At 73.9% G+C, this 16,376-nt stretch carries 17 protein-coding genes; 16 read left to right on the top strand and 1 reads right to left on the bottom strand.

What is annotated here, in order from left to right; all coding sequences use genetic code 11:
* Positions 1-3 precede the first annotated feature (3 nt).
* Positions 4-1,239, bottom strand: a complete 1,236-nt coding sequence (locus tag ACP7CD_RS01210; RefSeq protein WP_426118528.1) for an MFS transporter — start codon at positions 1,237-1,239, stop codon at positions 4-6.
* Between the two features lie 81 nt (positions 1,240-1,320).
* On the opposite strand from ACP7CD_RS01210, the gene ftsY reads away from it, so the two are divergent.
* The 16 genes from ftsY to lepB all read left to right on the top strand — a co-directional run bounded on the left by ftsY (position 1,321) and on the right by lepB (position 16,356).
* Positions 1,321-2,466, top strand: a complete 1,146-nt coding sequence (ftsY, locus tag ACP7CD_RS01205; protein WP_052133099.1) for a signal recognition particle-docking protein FtsY — start codon at positions 1,321-1,323, stop codon at positions 2,464-2,466.
* Between the two features lie 208 nt (positions 2,467-2,674).
* Positions 2,675-3,988 carry an ammonium transporter gene (locus ACP7CD_RS01200; RefSeq protein WP_426118525.1) on the top strand — a complete coding sequence of 438 codons (1,314 nt, stop codon included), beginning with the start codon at positions 2,675-2,677 and terminating at the stop codon, positions 3,986-3,988.
* A gap of 51 nt (positions 3,989-4,039) precedes the next feature.
* Positions 4,040-4,378, top strand: a complete 339-nt coding sequence (locus tag ACP7CD_RS01195; RefSeq protein ID WP_017833766.1) for a P-II family nitrogen regulator — start codon at positions 4,040-4,042, stop codon at positions 4,376-4,378.
* Positions 4,379-4,576: 198 nt separating this feature from the next.
* A complete protein-coding gene (gene ffh, locus ACP7CD_RS01190; protein WP_426118523.1) occupies positions 4,577-6,160 on the top strand; it encodes a signal recognition particle protein in 1,584 nt (527 codons plus the stop codon).
* Between the two features lie 7 nt (positions 6,161-6,167).
* On the top strand, positions 6,168-6,653 hold the full coding sequence (locus ACP7CD_RS01185; RefSeq protein ID WP_017833764.1) for an NUDIX domain-containing protein: 486 nt from the start codon (positions 6,168-6,170) through the stop codon (positions 6,651-6,653).
* A gap of 71 nt (positions 6,654-6,724) precedes the next feature.
* Complete coding sequence (locus ACP7CD_RS01180; protein WP_426118521.1) at positions 6,725-8,032, top strand: hypothetical protein; 1,308 nt, start codon at positions 6,725-6,727, stop codon at positions 8,030-8,032.
* Between the two features lie 65 nt (positions 8,033-8,097).
* Positions 8,098-9,606, top strand: coding sequence for a sensor histidine kinase (locus tag ACP7CD_RS01175; protein ID WP_426118519.1), 1,509 nt, complete (start codon positions 8,098-8,100; stop codon positions 9,604-9,606).
* The gene (locus ACP7CD_RS01170) at positions 9,603-10,292 is read left to right on the top strand and encodes a response regulator (RefSeq protein WP_176337505.1); all 690 of its coding nucleotides are present in this window, start codon (positions 9,603-9,605) and stop codon (positions 10,290-10,292) included. The genes ACP7CD_RS01175 and ACP7CD_RS01170 overlap by 4 nt, the downstream gene beginning before the upstream one ends.
* Before the next feature lie 160 nt (positions 10,293-10,452).
* Complete coding sequence (locus ACP7CD_RS01165) at positions 10,453-11,394, top strand: ABC transporter ATP-binding protein (protein ID WP_115162798.1); 942 nt, start codon at positions 10,453-10,455, stop codon at positions 11,392-11,394.
* Positions 11,391-12,572: an ABC transporter permease gene (locus ACP7CD_RS01160; RefSeq protein ID WP_251355748.1), complete on the top strand. Its 1,182-nt coding sequence runs from the start codon at positions 11,391-11,393 to the stop codon at positions 12,570-12,572. Before ACP7CD_RS01165 ends, ACP7CD_RS01160 begins: the two co-directional genes overlap by 4 nt.
* A 181-nt stretch (positions 12,573-12,753) precedes the next feature.
* Complete coding sequence (gene rpsP / locus ACP7CD_RS01155; RefSeq protein WP_031283142.1) at positions 12,754-13,188, top strand: 30S ribosomal protein S16; 435 nt, start codon at positions 12,754-12,756, stop codon at positions 13,186-13,188.
* A gap of 2 nt (positions 13,189-13,190) precedes the next feature.
* Positions 13,191-13,433: an RNA-binding protein gene (locus ACP7CD_RS01150; protein WP_017833757.1), complete on the top strand. Its 243-nt coding sequence runs from the start codon at positions 13,191-13,193 to the stop codon at positions 13,431-13,433.
* 139 nt (positions 13,434-13,572) lie between these two features.
* Entirely contained in the window at positions 13,573-14,241 is a 669-nt protein-coding gene (gene rimM / locus ACP7CD_RS01145; RefSeq protein ID WP_426118517.1) for a ribosome maturation factor RimM, read from the top strand.
* Entirely contained in the window at positions 14,241-15,059 is an 819-nt protein-coding gene (trmD, locus tag ACP7CD_RS01140; protein ID WP_426118515.1) for a tRNA (guanosine(37)-N1)-methyltransferase TrmD, read from the top strand. The genes rimM and trmD overlap by 1 nt, the downstream gene beginning before the upstream one ends.
* A 195-nt stretch (positions 15,060-15,254) precedes the next feature.
* Positions 15,255-15,659, top strand: a complete 405-nt coding sequence (gene rplS / locus ACP7CD_RS01135) for a 50S ribosomal protein L19 (RefSeq protein ID WP_017833754.1) — start codon at positions 15,255-15,257, stop codon at positions 15,657-15,659.
* A 16-nt stretch (positions 15,660-15,675) separates the two neighbouring features.
* Entirely contained in the window at positions 15,676-16,356 is a 681-nt protein-coding gene (gene lepB / locus ACP7CD_RS01130) for a signal peptidase I (RefSeq protein ID WP_426118513.1), read from the top strand.
* Positions 16,357-16,376: the final 20 nt, after the last annotated feature.

The raw sequence follows: 16,376 nt of genomic DNA, 5'->3' as shown, positions 1-16,376 counted from the left end.
GCGCTACTGCCCGGCGCCGCGCACGGGCGGGGTCTCGGGCCGCTCCATCGTGTCCCGCACCGGCAGCCACGCCCCGGCGGCCAGCAGCATGATCGCCCCGGAGACCCCGAAGGCCCAGCCGAAGCCCGCGGCGTCGGCCAGCGCACCGGCCACCACGGGGCCGAGGATCTGCCCGGCGTCGGCGCTCATCTGGAACCGGGCCAGGACCGGTCCGCCGGCCCGGTCCGGTCCGATCACGTCGGCCACGGTCGCCTGCTGGCCCGGGTTCAGGGTCCCGGAGCCCATCCCGGCCACGAGCGAGAGGACCACGAACCACGGGACGTCCTGGACCAGACCCAGCCCCATGGTCGCGACCCCGTTGATCACCAGGCCCGAGAGCACGAGCGGCCTGCGCCCGAACCGGTCCGTGAGCCGGCCGGTGACCGGCAGGGTCATCGCGTTGCCCGCGGCGTAGACCGCCAGGGCCAGGCCGGCCACGGCCGGGCCGGCCCCCAGCACGGCCACCGCGAACAGCGGCACGAGAGCCACCCGGATGCCGTGGGCGGTCCACCCGTTGGCGAAGCTGGAGACCAGGGCGGAGCGGTAGGCCCCCACCCGGCGCGCCTCGGCCACGGTCATCACCGGCTGGTTCCGGCGGTCCCCCCCGGCGCCGAGCACCTCGTCCTTGAGCCGGAAGTGCACCACGGCCACGGCCACCAGCAGCGACACCGCGTAGATCAGGAACGGCGCCTGCATGCCGAAGCCGGCGAGCAGGCCGCCGACCACGGGGCCGAGCACCCCGCCCACCAGGAACGCCGAGGCGTAGTAGCCCGAGACCCGCCCGCGCATCCGCGGCGGCGCCAGCCGCACGATCAGCCCCATCGCCGAGATCGTGAACATCACCGAGCCGATCCCGCCGAGACCCCGGAACAGCAGCAGCTGCCAGTAGGTCTGGGCGAAGGCGGTGGCCGCGGAGGACAGCGCGACGATGAGCACGCCGGTCACGTAGGTCGGGCGCTCGCCGATCCGGTTCAGGATCCGCCCGCCCGCCGGCGCGAAGAGGAGGCGGGCCACGGCGAAGACGCTGACCACGGCCGAGGCCGCGGCCACCCCGACCCCGAAGGTCGTGGCGAACTGGGGGAGCACCGGGGCCACGATGCCGTAGCCGATCGCGATGACGAAGGCGGCGGCGATGAGCACCGTGATCTGCTGGGGAACGCGGTCGCGCTCGGGCGCGGCGGCGGCGGGCTGGACAGGCACCCGTCGAGTCTAGGACCCCGGGCGGCGGCCCGGCCCCGCGGCCCCGGCCGGGGGACCGGGCGGTGTGAGAAGCTGGGCGACGTGGATTCGATACCCGTTCTCGCATACGTGCTCATCGCCGTCGTGGTCCTCGGTCTGCTCGGGCTGGTCCTGCTGCGGGGGCCCAAGGCGCCCCGCGGCGGCTATCCCTCCACCCGGGACCCCGACGACCTCGAGGGCGGCCCCGTCGCGGCCCCCGGGGACCTGGAGCCCGGCACCGCCCCCGTCCCGCCCGCCGACACCCGGCCGGCCCTCGACCGCCCCGAGTCCGCCGCGTCCCGGATGGCACGGCTGCGCGGGCGGCTGGCCAGGTCCAACAACGTCTTCGGCAAGGGCCTGCTGGCCCTGCTCTCGCGCGACCGCATCGACCAGGACGTGTGGGACGAGATCGAGGAGACGCTGCTGCTCGCCGACCTCGGCACCGACTCGTCCATGGCCCTCGTCGAGGCCCTCCAGCGCCGGGTCAAGGTCGAGGGCACCAACGACCCCGCCCACGTGAAGGCCATGCTCCGGGAGGAGCTCCTCGCGCTGGTCGACCCGTCGATGGACCGGTCCCTGGCCGTGGAGCGCAAGGGGCCGGTCCCCGCCGTCGTCCTCGTGGTGGGCGTCAACGGCGTGGGCAAGACCACCACCGTGGGCAAGCTCGCGCGCGTGCTCGTCGCCGAGGAGAAGGACGTGGTGCTCGGCGCCGCGGACACCTTCCGCGCCGCGGCCGCCGACCAGCTCTCCACCTGGGGCGCCCGCGTGGGCGTGCCCACCGTGCGCTCGCACGTCGAGGGTGCCGACCCCGCCTCGGTGGCCTACGACGCCGTGACCGCCGGCATCGAGCACGAGGTGGACGTCGTGATGATCGACACCGCCGGCCGGCTCCAGAACAAGGCGGGGCTGATGGACCAGCTCGGGAAGATCAAGCGGGTCGTGGAGAAGGCCGCCGCCGTCGACGAGGTGCTGCTCGTCATCGACGCGACCACCGGGCAGAACGGCATGACCCAGGCGCGGGTCTTCGCCGAGGTGGTCGACGTCACCGGCATCGTCCTCACCAAGCTGGACGGCACCGCCAAGGGCGGCATCGTGGTCGCCATCCAGAAGAGCCTCGGGGTGCCGGTCAAGCTCATCGGCCTCGGCGAGGGACCCGACGACCTCGCGCCCTTCGAGCCCGAGAGCTTCGTGGACGCCCTGCTCGACTGATCCGTCCCCCTTTTCCCCCACACGCCCGCCGCAGTTCACGTGCTCGTAACCATTGCGGCGGGCGTGAAACATGCCCGCAACCCCGCACGGCGGCGGGCGAAACATCTCTCTCGGAGACTCGACAGTGAACGGTGAGCACCGGACGGCCCCTCGGGGAACGGGCCAGTGGCACCGGTGACCTGACAACCTTCAGAGAGAGGTGCACATCGTGGAAATCACCGCTGGACACGTGTGGACGATCGTGGCGGCAGCCCTGGTCTTCTTCATGACCCCCGGACTGGCCCTGTTCTACGGAGGGATGACCCGCGCCAAGGGCGTCCTGAACATGATGATGATGAGCTTCATCTCCATAGCGTTCGTCTCCGTGGTGTGGGTCCTGTGGGGCTACTCCATGAGCGGCGGGGACCCGCTGCTGGGCGGGCTCACGGGCAGCCCCGTGCCGTTTTTCGCCCTGGCCGACATCATGGGCACCGAGGACCTCCTCGGCGCCGCCTACGGCGGGACCTTCGCCATCATCACCGTCGCCCTGATCTCCGGGGCGATCGCCGACCGGGCCCGCTTCGGCGCCTGGGCCGTGTTCGTGCCCGTCTGGGCCACGCTCGTCTACGCCCCCCTGGCCTACATGGTCTGGGGCGGCGGGCTGCTCACCGAGGACGGCGCCGTGGGCTCCGCGATCGGCGAGGCCATCGACTTCGCCGGCGGCCTCGTGGTGCACATCAACGCCGGCGTGGCCGCGCTGATCCTCATCATGATCGTCGGCGCCCGCCAGGGCTTCGGCAAGGACCCGAGCCAGCGCCCCCACAACCTGCCGCTCGTGATGCTCGGCGCCGCGATCCTGTGGTTCGGCTGGTTCGGCTTCAACGCCGGTGCCGCGGGCACCGCCGAGCAGGCCGGGCTCATCTGGGTCAACACCCTCGTGGCCCCGTCCGCCGCGATGCTCGGCTGGCTGCTCACCGAGCGCATCCGCGACAAGCACGCCACGTCCCTGGGCGCCGCCTCCGGCGCCGTGGCCGGGCTCGTGGCCATCACTCCGGCCTGCGCCAACGTCTCCCCGGTCTGGGCGATCGTGATCGGCTTCGTGGCCGGCATCTGCTCCGCCCTCGCCGTGGGCCTGAAGTACCGGCTGCGCATGGACGACTCCCTGGACGTCATCGGCGTGCACCTCGTCTCCGGCATCGTCGGCACCGTTGCCCTGGGCTTCGTGGCGCTGCCCTCCGAGGGCACCGCGGGCCTGTTCTACGGCGGCGGCTTCGGCCTGCTGCTCACCCAGGTCGTGGCGGTGCTCGTCTCGGTGGTCTACTGCGCGGTGCTGACCTTCGTCATCGCCATCGCGATCGACAAGACCATCGGCTTCCGGATCACGGAGCGGGACGAGATCGACGGCATCGACATCACCCAGCACGCCGAGTCCGGCTACGCCCTGGCCGGGGACGCCACGGGCTCCTTCAGCCCCGGCCGGCACGCCGCGGGCGAGGACGCCTCGTCCTTCGAGCCCGGCCGCTCCGAGCCGGTGCACAGCTGAGCCGTGCGGCGACCGCTGGCGCATTCCCTCCTCACGAAAGGCATCCCTTCCATGAAACTCGTCACCGCGATCGTGCGCCCCGAGAAGTTCAAGGACATCAAGTCCGCCCTCGAGTCCTACGGCGTCCAGGGCATGACGGTCCAGAACGTGCACGGCTACGGGCAGCAGCGCGGGCACACCGAGGTCTACCGCGGCGCGGAGTACACGGTGGACCTGCTCGAGAAGGTCCGGGTCGAGATCCTCGTGGACAACCACCAGGCCACGGACATCGTCGACGTCATCGTCTCCTCCGCGAACACCGGCCGCGCCGGTGACGGGAAGGTGTGGGTCACCGACGTGCACCAGGCCGTGCGCGTGCGCACCGGCGAGCGCGACGAGACGGCGCTCTGACCCCACCCGTCCCGACGGCCGGCCCCCTCCGCGGGAGGGGGCCGGCCGTCGTCGTCCCCGCACGGCGACGGGGCGGGCCCCGCGCCGCCCGGAGTTGCTAACCTTGGACACTGACCCGCCACACCGGGCCGGGCCGCGGCCCGCGGCGCAGACCGCGGGGCACCGGCCGCCTCCCTCGACGAAAGCAGCTTTCGACCCGTGTTCAATTCACTGTCCGACCGGTTGACCGCCACCTTCAAGAACCTCAAAGGCAAGGGACGCCTGACCGAGGCGGACGTCGACGCCACCGTGCGGGAGATCCGCCGCGCCCTGCTCGACGCCGACGTCGCCGTGCCGGTCGTGCGGGAGTTCACCGCCGCGGTCAAGGAGCGCGCCCTCGGGCTCGAGGTCTCCGAGGCGCTGAACCCCGGCCAGCAGGTCGTGAAGATCGTCAACGAGGAGCTGCAGAACATCCTCGGCGGCCAGACCCGCCGGATCCGGATGGCCAAGACCGGGCCCACGATCATCATGCTCGCCGGCCTCCAGGGCGCCGGCAAGACCACCCTGGCCGGCAAGCTCGGCAAGTGGCTCAAGGGCCAGGGCCACCGCCCCCTGCTCGTGGCCTCCGACCTCCAGCGGCCCAACGCGGTCACCCAGCTCAAGGTCGTGGGCGAGCGCGCCGGCGTGCCGGTCTTCGCCCCGCACCCGGGCACCACCTCGGAGTTCGACGACCCGACGGGCGACCCCGTGCAGGTCGCCCGGGACGGCGTGGCCCAGGCCCGCGCGCGGCTGCACGACGTGGTCATCGTGGACACCGCCGGCCGCCTCGGCATCGACGAGGCCCTCATGGACCAGGCCCGCGACATCCGCGACGCCGTCCGGCCCGACGAGGTGCTCTTCGTCATCGACGCCATGATCGGCCAGGACGCCGTGAACACGGCCCAGGCCTTCAACGAGGGCGTCGACTTCACCGGCGTGGTCCTGTCCAAGCTCGACGGCGACGCCCGCGGCGGCGCCGCGCTGTCCGTGGCCTCCGTGACCGGCAAGCCCATCATGTTCGCCTCCACCGGGGAGAACGTCGACGACTTCGAGCAGTTCCACCCGGACCGCATGGCGTCCCGCATCCTCGACATGGGCGACGTCCTCACGCTGATCGAGCAGGCCGAGAAGCAGTGGGACCGCGACGAGGCCGAGAAGATGGCCCGGAAGTTCACCGACCAGGAGGACTTCACCTTCGAGGACTTCCTGGCGCAGATGCAGCAGCTGCGCAAGATGGGGTCGATGAAGAAGATGCTCATGATGATGCCGGGCGCCGCCGGCATGCGCGAGCAGCTCGAGAACTTCGACGAGCGCGAGATCGACCGCGTCGAGGCCATCGTCCGGTCCATGACCCCGCACGAGCGGGTCGCGCCCAAGATCATCAACGGCTCCCGCCGCGCCCGCATCGCGAAGGGCTCGGGCGTCACCGTCTCCGAGGTGAACCAGCTCATGGAGCGCTTCGCCCAGGCGCAGAAGATGATGAAGCGCCTGGCCCAGGGCAAGGGCATGCCCGGCATGCCCGCCGGCATCCCCGGCATGCCCGGTGCGGGCGGCGGCCCGAAGAAGGGCAAGGGCAAGGGCTCCGCGAAGAAGGGCGGGTCCCGCTCCGGCAACCCCGCCAAGCGGGCGCAGGAGAACGCGGCCCTCGAGCAGCAGCGCAAGCAGAAGGCGCCCGCCGGATCGGCGTTCGGCGCCGCTCCGGGGCAGCCGGACCCCGCGGACCTGAACCTGCCCAAGGGCTTCGAGAAGTTCCTGGGGCAGTGATCGCGCCGTGAGCTCCTACCTGTCCGAGACCGAGCTGAAGCAGTTCGTCGACTCGCTGCCCACCCGCCGCCTCGCCGCGGAGGCCCTCATCCGGGACCCCGAGGGCCGCGTGCTCCTCGTGGAGCCCAACTACAAGTCCGACTGGACCGTGCCCGGAGGCACCGTCGAGGCGGGGGAGGACCCCCGCACCGGGTGCTTCCGCGAGGTCGTCGAGGAGGTCGGCCTGCACCTGCCCGAGGGCCGGCTCCTGGTCGTCCACCACGGCGTGGCGATGGGCCTGTGGGGGGACTCGGTCTCCTTCGTCTACGACGGCGGCGTCATCGGCGCCGACACGCCCATCACGATCCAGGAGGAGGAGCTGCTCAGCCACCGCTGGACGGCGCCGGAGGACCTGGACCGGTACCTGCGGCCCGGACTGGCCCGCCGCCTGCGGGCGGGCCTGGCCGCCCTCGAGGACGGCACCACGGCCGAGCTCGTCGACGGGCCCCGCTGAGCGCCCCGGGGCCACCGGGCGCACGCCCCGGGCCCCCGGCCCGGCCCCGGCGACGGCGTAGCATGGACGCCATGACCTCACTCCCCGCCGACGACATCGCATCCCCCACCTCCGCGTGGGACCTGGTCCCGGCCACGGTGCTGTGCGCGACGGAGGACACCGCGTCCGAAGGACCCGGGCCGCGCCCCACCTGCGAGGGGATGCGCAAGGTCATCGCCCACCACCGCCTGATCAGCGCCTACGCCGAGGGCCCCCGGGCCACGCAGCTGATGTTCCTCGCCGACGCCGAGGGCCGGCTGGCGCAGGGGGCCGAGGACGGCTCCGTGCAGCCCGGCTGCACCCTCGACGAGCTCTCCGAGACCTTCGTGCGGATGACCGGCCAGCAGCTCCAGCCCGAGCACCCGGGGCTGCGCCGGGTGCTGCTCGTGCACCTGGACGCCCCCGAGCTGCCCGTGCTGGCGGCCCTGTCCGGCACCGGCTTCACCGCCGTGTCCCGGCACGGCTGGTCCGTGGTGGTCTTCGACGCCGAGATCGACTTCTGGGCCGTGCGCACCGGCCTCGCCGAGACCGCCGTGGCGCTGTCCTCGGACGGGGCCACCCGCTCCTTCGAGGTCCTGCTCGCGGGGGAGGACCCGGCGTCCGTCACCGACCTCGAGGCGGCCGACGCCGTGTGCGCCCTCGAGTGGGGCCCCGACTGGCTGCCCGCGGGCGGCGTGTCCGTCGAGGCCGAGCAGACGCCGGCCGCCCGGTTCGAGCGCGACCTCGTCCGGCTGTGCTCCGGCGGCACCTCGGACCTGCAGATCGAGTCCGTGGCCTCCGTCTTCGACCTGGACCCGGCCGAGACCAACCGGCTGCGCAACTACGTGCTGGGGGAGTCCACCGACCTGGTCCTGGAGTCCGTCCTGCAGCTGCTGGGCCTGCCCGTGCTCGCCGCCAAGGTCGTCGAGGGCCACCGGGAGCTCACGGCCGCCGAGGGCGCCGAGCACTACGAGCCCACGGGCGTGGGCTCGGCCCTGCTGCGGGGGATGACCACCGAGCCCACCGGCGACGGGCTGTTCGCGCGGTACCAGCGGGCCCTCGTCCGCCGCCCGGAGCTGCTGCTGGCCGTCGCCGGCACCGAGACGGCCCTCGGGGTGGGGCTCGCCGGGGCGGCCCGGCGCGGCGGGGCCGGGGCGCGCGTGCTCGGCACCCTCTCCGCGGCGCTGCTCGCGGACGCCGCCGCGGAGAGCGCCTACTACGCCGCCCTGCGCGGCGCGCGCCGCCGGCGGAACGAGGAGCGGCCCGCGGCCCCCGGGCCCGCCGCCCAGCTCCCCGAGCCCTCCGCAGCCCCCGGCTCGCGAGCACGCCTGCGCCGCTTCTTCGGCCTGCACCGCGGCTGAGCGCCCCCGCAGGATCCCCCGCGGGGCGGAAGTCCCGCGCCGCCGCCGCGGGCTACCGTGGGGGCGTGCACACCCGACCCACCACCGACCCGGACACCGACCCGGACGCGGGACCGGATCCGGCCCCCGTCCGGCGCGCTCCGCTCGCGGTGCGCGTCACCGCCTGGCTGAACGACCCCGAGGACCCGTTCTGGTCCCGGCCCGCGCCCACGGCGGCCCAGCGGCGCAACGACGTGCTGGCCGCCCTGGGCTTCCTGCTCGTCACCCTCCTCGCCTCCGTGCTGCTGCACAGCTACGCGGGACTCGCCGAGGGGGACGAGCCCTGGCGCTTCTACCTCAGCACCGTGCTCATCGTGGTGCCGCTCGCCGTGCGCCGTCGCTACCCGCTGCCGGTCGTGGTCGCGTCCTCCGCCCTGTTCCTGGGCCTGACCTACGCGAGCCCCACGGCCGCCATGACGCTGCCCTTCCAGGGCGCCTACTTCGCGGCCCTGTACGCCGCCGTCGCCTGGTCGCGCGACCGCCAGGCCCTGTGGGTCGCCATGTCGGTGGTCGTGGGCACCATGGGGCTGTGGCTGCTCGGCGCCTTCACCATCACCAACGCCTACGCGGACTTCCTCTCCGGTCTGGGCGAGGTCGACGGGCCGCTGCCCCAGCTGCCGTCCTACGCGGTGTACACCCTGATCGTGAACGCCGTGTACTTCGGCGGGGCGGTGCTGGCCGGACGCGCGTCCTGGCGGGCCGCGCTGCAGCAGCACCGCCTCGCGGCCCAGGCGCAGCGGATCCGGGAGCAGTCCGCCGAGATCGCCCGCCGCGCCGTCGTCGACGAACGGCTGCGCATCGCCAGGGAGCTGCACGACGTCGTCGCCCACCACGTGTCCGTCATCGGCATCCAGGCGGGGGCCGCGCGCAAGGTCCTGGACCGTGACCCCGCCGCCGCCACGACCGCCCTGCGCACGATCGAGACGTCCAGCCGGACCGCCGTGGGAGAGATGCGCCAGCTGCTCGGCGTGCTCCGCGCCGAGGGCGAGGAGGGCGCCCCGGGCCCCGGCGGAGGCGCCCCCGACGCCGCGCGCCGGCCGGACCCCGGCCTCGCCGACATCGCCGCCCTCGCCCGCCGGCACGCGGACAACGGGCTCGCGGTGGACGTCCGCACCGTCGAGGCCGTCCCCGGTGACCTGGACAGGATCCCGCCGGCCCTCGGCCTGTCCGTCTTCCGGTGCGCCCAGGAGTCCCTGTCCAACGTGATCCGCCACTCCACGGCCGCCACCGCGTCCGTCACCCTGCGCACCGGCCGCGGCCCGGAGGGGCAGCCGTGGTTCGAGCTCGAGGTCCTCGACGACGGCTCGCCCCGCCGCGGCACCGCCGGCACCGGGTTCGGCCTCCAGGGGCTGCGCGAGCGCGTCCGCCTGCACGGCGGCGAGGCGGAGATCGGGCCGCGCTCCGGCCGGCCCGGCTGGCGGGTCCGCACCCGCTGCCCCCTGCCCCCCGGCGGCACCGGGGAGGACGCCCCGGACGCGGCCGCCGGCGCCGCCTCCGGCGCCCCGGACGGGATTCTGCGAGGATCGGAGGCATGATCCGTGTCCTGCTCGCCGACGACCACGCCCTCGTGCGCTCCGGCTTCGCCATGGTCCTGTCCGTGGAGGACGACATCGAGGTCGTGGCCCAGGCCTCCGACGGCGCGCAGGCCGTCGCCGCCGCCCGCGACGGGGCCGTGGACGTGGCGCTGCTCGACGTGCAGATGCCGGTCATGGACGGCATCGAGGCCACCCGCCGGATCGTCGGGACCGGGTGCGCGAAGGTCGTGATCGTCACCACGTTCGACCGCGAGGACTACCTCTTCGACGCGCTCGCCGCCGGGGCCAGCGGGTTCCTGCTGAAGAACGCCGACCCGGACGACCTCGTGGAGGCCGTGCGCGCCGTGGCCGGCGGCCACGCACTGCTCGCCCCCGAGGCCACGCTGCGCGTCATCCGGGCCCTGACCGCGGACGCCCCGGCACCCGCCCCCGAGGCCGCTCCCGCGCCGGCCGACCCCCTGCCGTCCGACCCCGCCCGGCGCCGGGTCGTCGAGTCCCTCACCGAGCGGGAGCACGAGGTGCTGCTGCTGGTCTCGGACGGGCTGTCCAACGCGGAGATCGCCCAGCGGCTGTTCCTCGGGCCCGCCACCGTCAAGACGCACGTGTCCAACATCCTGGCCAAGACGGGCTCCCGGGACCGGGTGCAGGCCGTCGTCTTCGCCCACCGGGCAGGCCTCGTCGGCTGAGCGGGCTCCGCCCCGGGACGGAGGCCGCCGGCCGCGACCCGCTCCCCGGGGCATCCGCACTCCGCCCGGGTGGGGATCCGCCGGGGCCCCCGCGTTCGTAGGCTGACCACGAGCCGCCCGGCACCCACCGGGAGGACGCACCCCGAGAGGACCCGGGCCCATGAGCACCAGCACCACCCCCGCCGCGACCACGACCCGCTTCCGGAGCCGCCCCGAGGGGCACGTCCTGGAGGCGCGCGGCCTGAGCCGGTCCTTCGGGGGCCGCACCGTGGTCGAGGACGTCTCCTTCCGGGTCGAGCCCGGCCGGATGACCGGCTTCGTCGGCGCCAACGGCGCGGGCAAGACCACGACCATGCGGATGCTGATGGGCGTGCTGCGCGTCTCCGCCGGCGAGGTCCTGTGGGACGGCCGTCCCGCCACCGCGGCGGACCGGGCCCGCTTCGGGTACATGCCCGAGGAGCGGGGGCTCTACCCCAAGCAGCCGGTGCTCGACCAGCTCGGCTACCTCGGCCGGCTCCACGGCATGGACCGCCGGGACGCCCTCGCGGAGGCCGGGCGGCTGCTGGAGCGCTTCGGCCTGGCCGAGCGCGGGAAGGACAGGCTGGAGTCCCTCTCCCTCGGCAACCAGCAGCGGGTGCAGGTCGCCGCCGCGCTCCTGCACGGGCCCGCCGCCCTGGTGCTGGACGAGCCGTTCTCCGGCCTGGACCCCGTGGCGGTGGACTCCATGGTCGAGCTGTTGCGCGAGCACACGGCCCAGGGCGTGCCCGTGCTCTTCTCGAGCCACCAGCTCGATCTCGTCGACCGGCTCTGCGACTCCCTGGTCGTCCTCTCCGGCGGCCGGGTCCTGGCCTCCGGCACGGCCGAGGACCTGCGCCGCACCGGTCCCCGCCGGCACCGGCTGCGCTGCGAGCAGGACGCCGGCTGGGTGCGGGACCTGCCGGGCCTGCGCGTCGTCGACGTCGACGGACCCGCCGCGGTGCTCGAGCTCGCGGACGCCGCCGCCCGCCGCCGCGTCCTCGAGACCGCCGTGCCCCGCGGGCTCCTGGAGTTCGCCGAGATCGTGCCCTCCCTGTCCGACGTCTACCGGGAGGTCACCCGATGAGCGCCCGCCCGCCCGCAGCCCGTCCCTGGTGGATCGTCACGTCCCGCGAGATCTCCGTCAAACTGCGGGACCGGTCCTTCCTGCTCTCCACGGTAGTCACGGTGCTCCTCGTGGCCGCCTCGATCGCCGCCTCCGCCCTGTTCGGAGGCCGGGCTGCCGACCACGTCCTGGCGACCGCGGCGCCCGACGCGGCGCCCGTCGCGGCGCGGGCCGCGCAGGAGCTGGCCGAGCGCGGCGAGGACACCCTCACCGTGCACTCCGCCCACTCCCCGGACGCGGCCCGCGAGGCGGTGGCCGACGGGACCGCCGACGCCGCCCTGCTGCGGGACCTCGACGGGTGGACGGTGGTCGGCCAGGACGACGTCGACCCCGCCCTCGCGCGGGTCCTCGAGGACGCGGTGGCCGCGGAGACGCTGGCGGCCGGCGCCCGGGCCGCCGGGACGACCGCCGAGGAGCTGACCGCGGGTGCCGAGGTGCGCACCGAGCTGCTGTCCGGCGGACAGGACCGCGGCCCCGCACGGCTCGTGGTGGGCTTCGTCTTCGCGTTCCTGTTCTACCTGGCCGCCATCCTCTTCGGCATGGCCATCGCCAACTCCGTGCTCGAGGAGAAGCAGAACCGGGTCGTGGAGATCCTGGCCACCGCCGTCCCCGTCCGGCAGCTGCTCTACGGCAAGGTGCTCGGCAACTCCCTGCTCGCGTTCGGCCAGATCGGGCTCTACGCCGCGGTCGGCCTCGTCGGCGTCAACGTCACGGGCGCCGCCGCGGACGTCGGCTGGATCCTCGCCGCGTCCGGCTGGTTCGTGGCCTTCTTCGTGGCGGGCTTCGCCGCGCAGGCCTCCGTCTGGGCGGTCCTCGGCTCCCTGGCCTCCCGCTCCGAGGACCTCCAGACGAGCACCGGGCCGATCATGACGGTGCTCGTCGGAGCCCTCTTCGTGGGCCTCTACGCCGAGGGCGCGTGGCTCACGGCCGCGTCCTTCGTCCCGGTCGTCTCCTCGGTGGCGATGCCCATCCGGATGCTGGACGGCGGCGTGGCCTGGTGGCAGCCCGTGCTGTCCCTCGCGCTGGCCCTCGCCGCGGCCTGGGTGCTGCTGCGCCTCGGGGAGCGGATCTACCAGCGCGCCGTGTTCCAGGGCGGACGCTCCCTCACGTGGCGGGAGGCCGCGCGCCTCGAGCAGTGAGCGGGCAGCGCGCCGCCGGACGCCGGACTTGACGGCGTCTGGCATACTGGACGGGTACTCGATGCGTGCGGTCCCTCTCGCCGCACGTTTCTCGTGTCCACAGAACCCCTGTGACCGGCCCGCCCCACGGGAGCGAGACCAGGGCGTTCACCTCATCCAAGAACCAGGAGAGTCCACACCAGTGGCTGTTAAGATCCGTCTCAAGCGCATGGGCAAGATGCGCGATCCCCGTTACCGCGTCGTCGTCGTCGACTCCCGCAAGAAGCGCGACGGCCGCGTCATCGAGGAGATCGGCAAGTACCACCCGACCGAGCACCCCTCCTACATCGAGGTCGTCTCGGACCGGGCCCAGTACTGGCTCGGCGTCGGCGCCCAGCCGTCCGAGGCCGTCGCCGCCATCCTGAAGGTGACCGGCGACTGGCAGCGGTTCAAGGGCGAGGAGGGCGCCGAGGGCACCCTCCGGACGCGCGAGCCCAAGGCCGAGTTCGTCGCCCCCGACAAGGGCTCCGTGATCGTCCCCGAGGCGATCACCCCCAAGGGCGAGAAGGCCGAGCCGGCCGCCCCCGGTGCCGAGTCCGACGACGCCCCCGCGGCTGACGCCGAGAAGGCCGAGTAGTCATGCTCGCCGACGCGTTGGAGCACCTGGTCCGCGGGATCGTGGACAGCCCCGATGACGTCGACGTCCGTGTCAAGAGCGGGCGCCGGTCGGAGACCCTCGAGGTCCGGGTGCACCCGGACGACCTCGGGCGGGTCATCGGCCGCCAGGGCCGCACGGCCAAGGCGCTGCGCACCGTCGTGGGCGCACTCGCCGAGGACGGCCCGGTCCGGATCGACGTCGTCGACACCGACCGCACCCGCTGAGGCGCGCACCGGACGCCCCGGCGTTCGGTCCCGCCGCGCGCACGGTCCCCGCATCCGCACCGGATGCGGGGACCGTCGGCTTTTCCCCGTCACCGCACCCCTCCCCGCGGCCACCCGGCCGCCGACCCCCAGGAGATCCATGAAGGTCCAGGTCGCCCGCGTCGGCAAGCCCCACGGCATCCGGGGGGAGGTCACCGTCCAGCTGTTCACCGACGCCCCGGAGGAGCGCTTCGCCCCCGGCGCCCGGCTGCTGCTCGAGCCGTCCGTCCCTCTCGCCCCCGAGGGCGTGGTCACCGTGCGCGGGTCGCGCTGGAACAAGGCCGTCCTCGTGGTGGCCCTCGAGGAGGTCCCCGACCGCAACGGGGCCGAGACCCTGCGCGGGGCCCGCCTCTACGCCGAGGCGCTGGAGGAGGACCCCGAGTCCGACGAGTGGTACGAGCACGAGCTGGTCGACCTCGAGGTGCGCACCGGCCCCGAGGACGGGTCGGGCCCGCGGATCGGCGTGGTCACCGGGCTGCGCACCCTGCCAGTCCAGGACCTGCTGGAGATCGAGCTCGACGAGGGGCGGCGCGAGGCCGTGCTCCCCTTCGTCGAGGAGATCGTCCCGGTCGTCGACCCCGAGGGGGGCTTCGTCGTGGTGACCCCTCCGCCGGGGCTGCTCGAGCTCGGCCTCGACGACGGGAAGCCCGACGAGGAGAACGACGACGACGGGAACGACGACGACGGGAACGGCGACGCCGTGAACCCCGGCGACGGGAACCCCGGCACCGGGGACCCCGCGGACGGGGCGCCGGAGGGCGGGCGCTGATGCGCATCGACGTCGTCAGCATCTTCCCCGAGTACCTCTCCGCCCTGGACCTCTCCCTGATCGGCAAGGCCCGGCAGCAGGGCCTCCTCGAACTGACCGTGACGGACCTGCGCGAGTTCACGACCGACCGGCACCGCACCGTGGACGACACCCCCTACGGCGGCGGGGCCGGCATGGTGATGAAGCCGGAGCCGTGGGCCGCGGCGCTCGGCGCCGTCCTCGGCGGCGGACCCGCGCCGGCGGGGGAGCGGCCGGTGCTGGTCGTGCCCTCCCCGGCCGGTGAGGTCTTCACCCAGGCCACCGCCCGCGAGCTGGCCCTGCGGGAGCACCTCGTCTTCGCGTGCGGGCGCTACGAGGGCATCGACGAACGCGTGGTGGACTGGTCCCGCGAGCACTTCGAGGTCCGCCCCATGAGCCTCGGCGACTACGTCCTCAACGGCGGGGAGGTCGCCGTGCTGGCCATGGTCGAGGCGATCGGGCGCCTCGTGCCCGGCGTGGTCGGCAACCCCGAGTCCCTCGTGGAGGAGTCCCACGCCGACGGCCTGCTCGAGTACCCCGTCTACACCAAGCCCGCGCTGTGGCGGGACCGGCCGGTCCCCGAGGTCCTGCTCTCCGGCCACCACGGCCGGATCGCCCGCTGGCGGCGGGACCGCCAGCTGCAGCGCACCGCCGCCCGCCGCCCCGACCTCGTCGCGTCCCTCGACCCCGCCGGCCTGGACCGCGCGGACCGCGCCGTCCTGGCCGAGGCCGGGTGGGTCGTCTCGGGCGGACACGTGGTGCGCGCCGGGGACGGCGCCTCCCGGGAACCTGTGGCATAATGTTCAGCTGTGTGTCTGCTGGGCACGCCCCTGCCGCAGGGGGATGAGCGACCAACAGCCGGACACCCGGGACCCCGAACAGGGCTCCCGTCACCACGTCTTGCGGATCCCGCACCCGGACCGGGCACCGCCCCGCCACCACGGATCCGTGCCGACCCACGTGAGCGACCTGCGGCGTTCACCAGGAGAGTCACCATGAACATTCTCGACCAGCTCGACGCCAAGTCGCTGCGCAGCGACGTCCCCGACTTCCGTCCGGGCGACACCCTCAACGTGCACGTCAACATCGTCGAGGGCAGCCGCTCCCGCGTCCAGGTCTTCAAGGGCTTCGTCCTCGGCCGCCAGGGCGCCGGCGTGCACGAGACCTTCACCGTCCGCAAGGTCTCCTTCGGCGTGGGCGTGGAGCGCACCTTCCCGGTGCACTCCCCGGTCATCGAGAAGATCGAGGTCGTCACCCGCGGTGACGTCCGCCGCGCGAAGCTCTACTACATGCGCGACCGCCACGGCAAGGCCGCCCGCATCCGCGAGAAGCGCGACAACACCACGGCCAAGTCCTCGAAGTCCGGCAAGGCCGTCAAGTCCGGCAAGTCCGGCAAGTAGGACAGCGCGCGCTTCGGTGTCCACCGGAACCCGCGCACGGGACCCCCGCGCCACCGGATCCCACGCCGTTCGGCGAGAACGCCAGCCCCGTGCTCGGGGCTGGCGTTCCGTCGTCCTCGCCCTCCTGGCGGCCGTGCTGGTCACCGGCCTGCTGCGCGCCTTCGTGCTGGACGTCTACTGGATCGGGTCGGACTCGATGCAGCCCACGGTCGAACCGGGAGACCGGGTGCTCGTGGGCAAGCTCGTCGACGAGGGCGCTCTCGAACGGGGCGACCTCGTGGTCTTCGACGGGCGGGGCAGCTTCGCCCCGCTGCACAGCGACGACCCGTGGCCCGCGCAGGTCCTGCAGACCCTCGGCCGGTGGAGCGGGCTCACCGGCTCGGACAGCGTGTACCTCAAGCGGGTCGTCGGCACCCCTGGGGACACCGTCGCCTGCTGCGGTCCCTCCGGCCGCCTCCAGATCGACGGCGAGGAGGTCGTCGAGGACTACGTCCTCGACGGGGACCGGCCCAGCGAGGTCGAGTTCACCGCGGTGGTCCCGGAGGGCAGGCTCTGGCTGATGGGCGACCACCGGTCGGTGTCGGTGGACTCGCGCAGCCTGCTCGGCGCGCCCGGTGGCGGACTGGTCCGAGCGGATAAGGTCATCGGAGAACCCATTGCTGTTCTGTGGCCCCGGGATCGGGCCGGGCAGCTCTGACGCGATCCGCACGGATCCGG

Source organism: Kocuria sp. LHG3120, assembly GCF_049897445.1.
GTDB classification, from domain to species: Bacteria; Actinomycetota; Actinomycetes; order Actinomycetales; family Micrococcaceae; genus Kocuria; species Kocuria rosea.
The sequence above is the reverse complement of the archived record's forward strand: the minus strand, read 5'-3'. Positions and strand labels throughout refer to the sequence as shown.

Excerpts from the sequence above, each read along its gene's own strand:
- ACP7CD_RS01165 (WP_115162798.1), top strand. The coding sequence starts at position 10,453 with ATGAGCACCAGCACCACCCCCGCCGCGACCACGACCCGCTTCCGGAGC.
- trmD (WP_426118515.1), top strand. The coding sequence starts at position 14,241 with ATGCGCATCGACGTCGTCAGCATCTTCCCCGAGTACCTCTCCGCCCTG.
- ACP7CD_RS01195 (WP_017833766.1), top strand. The coding sequence starts at position 4,040 with ATGAAACTCGTCACCGCGATCGTGCGCCCCGAGAAGTTCAAGGACATC.
- rimM (WP_426118517.1), top strand. The coding sequence starts at position 13,573 with ATGAAGGTCCAGGTCGCCCGCGTCGGCAAGCCCCACGGCATCCGGGGG.
- ACP7CD_RS01180 (WP_426118521.1), top strand. The coding sequence starts at position 6,725 with ATGACCTCACTCCCCGCCGACGACATCGCATCCCCCACCTCCGCGTGG.
- ACP7CD_RS01170 (WP_176337505.1), top strand. The coding sequence starts at position 9,603 with ATGATCCGTGTCCTGCTCGCCGACGACCACGCCCTCGTGCGCTCCGGC.
- ACP7CD_RS01160 (WP_251355748.1), top strand. The coding sequence starts at position 11,391 with ATGAGCGCCCGCCCGCCCGCAGCCCGTCCCTGGTGGATCGTCACGTCC.
- ACP7CD_RS01150 (WP_017833757.1), top strand. The coding sequence starts at position 13,191 with ATGCTCGCCGACGCGTTGGAGCACCTGGTCCGCGGGATCGTGGACAGC.
- rplS (WP_017833754.1), top strand. The coding sequence starts at position 15,255 with ATGAACATTCTCGACCAGCTCGACGCCAAGTCGCTGCGCAGCGACGTC.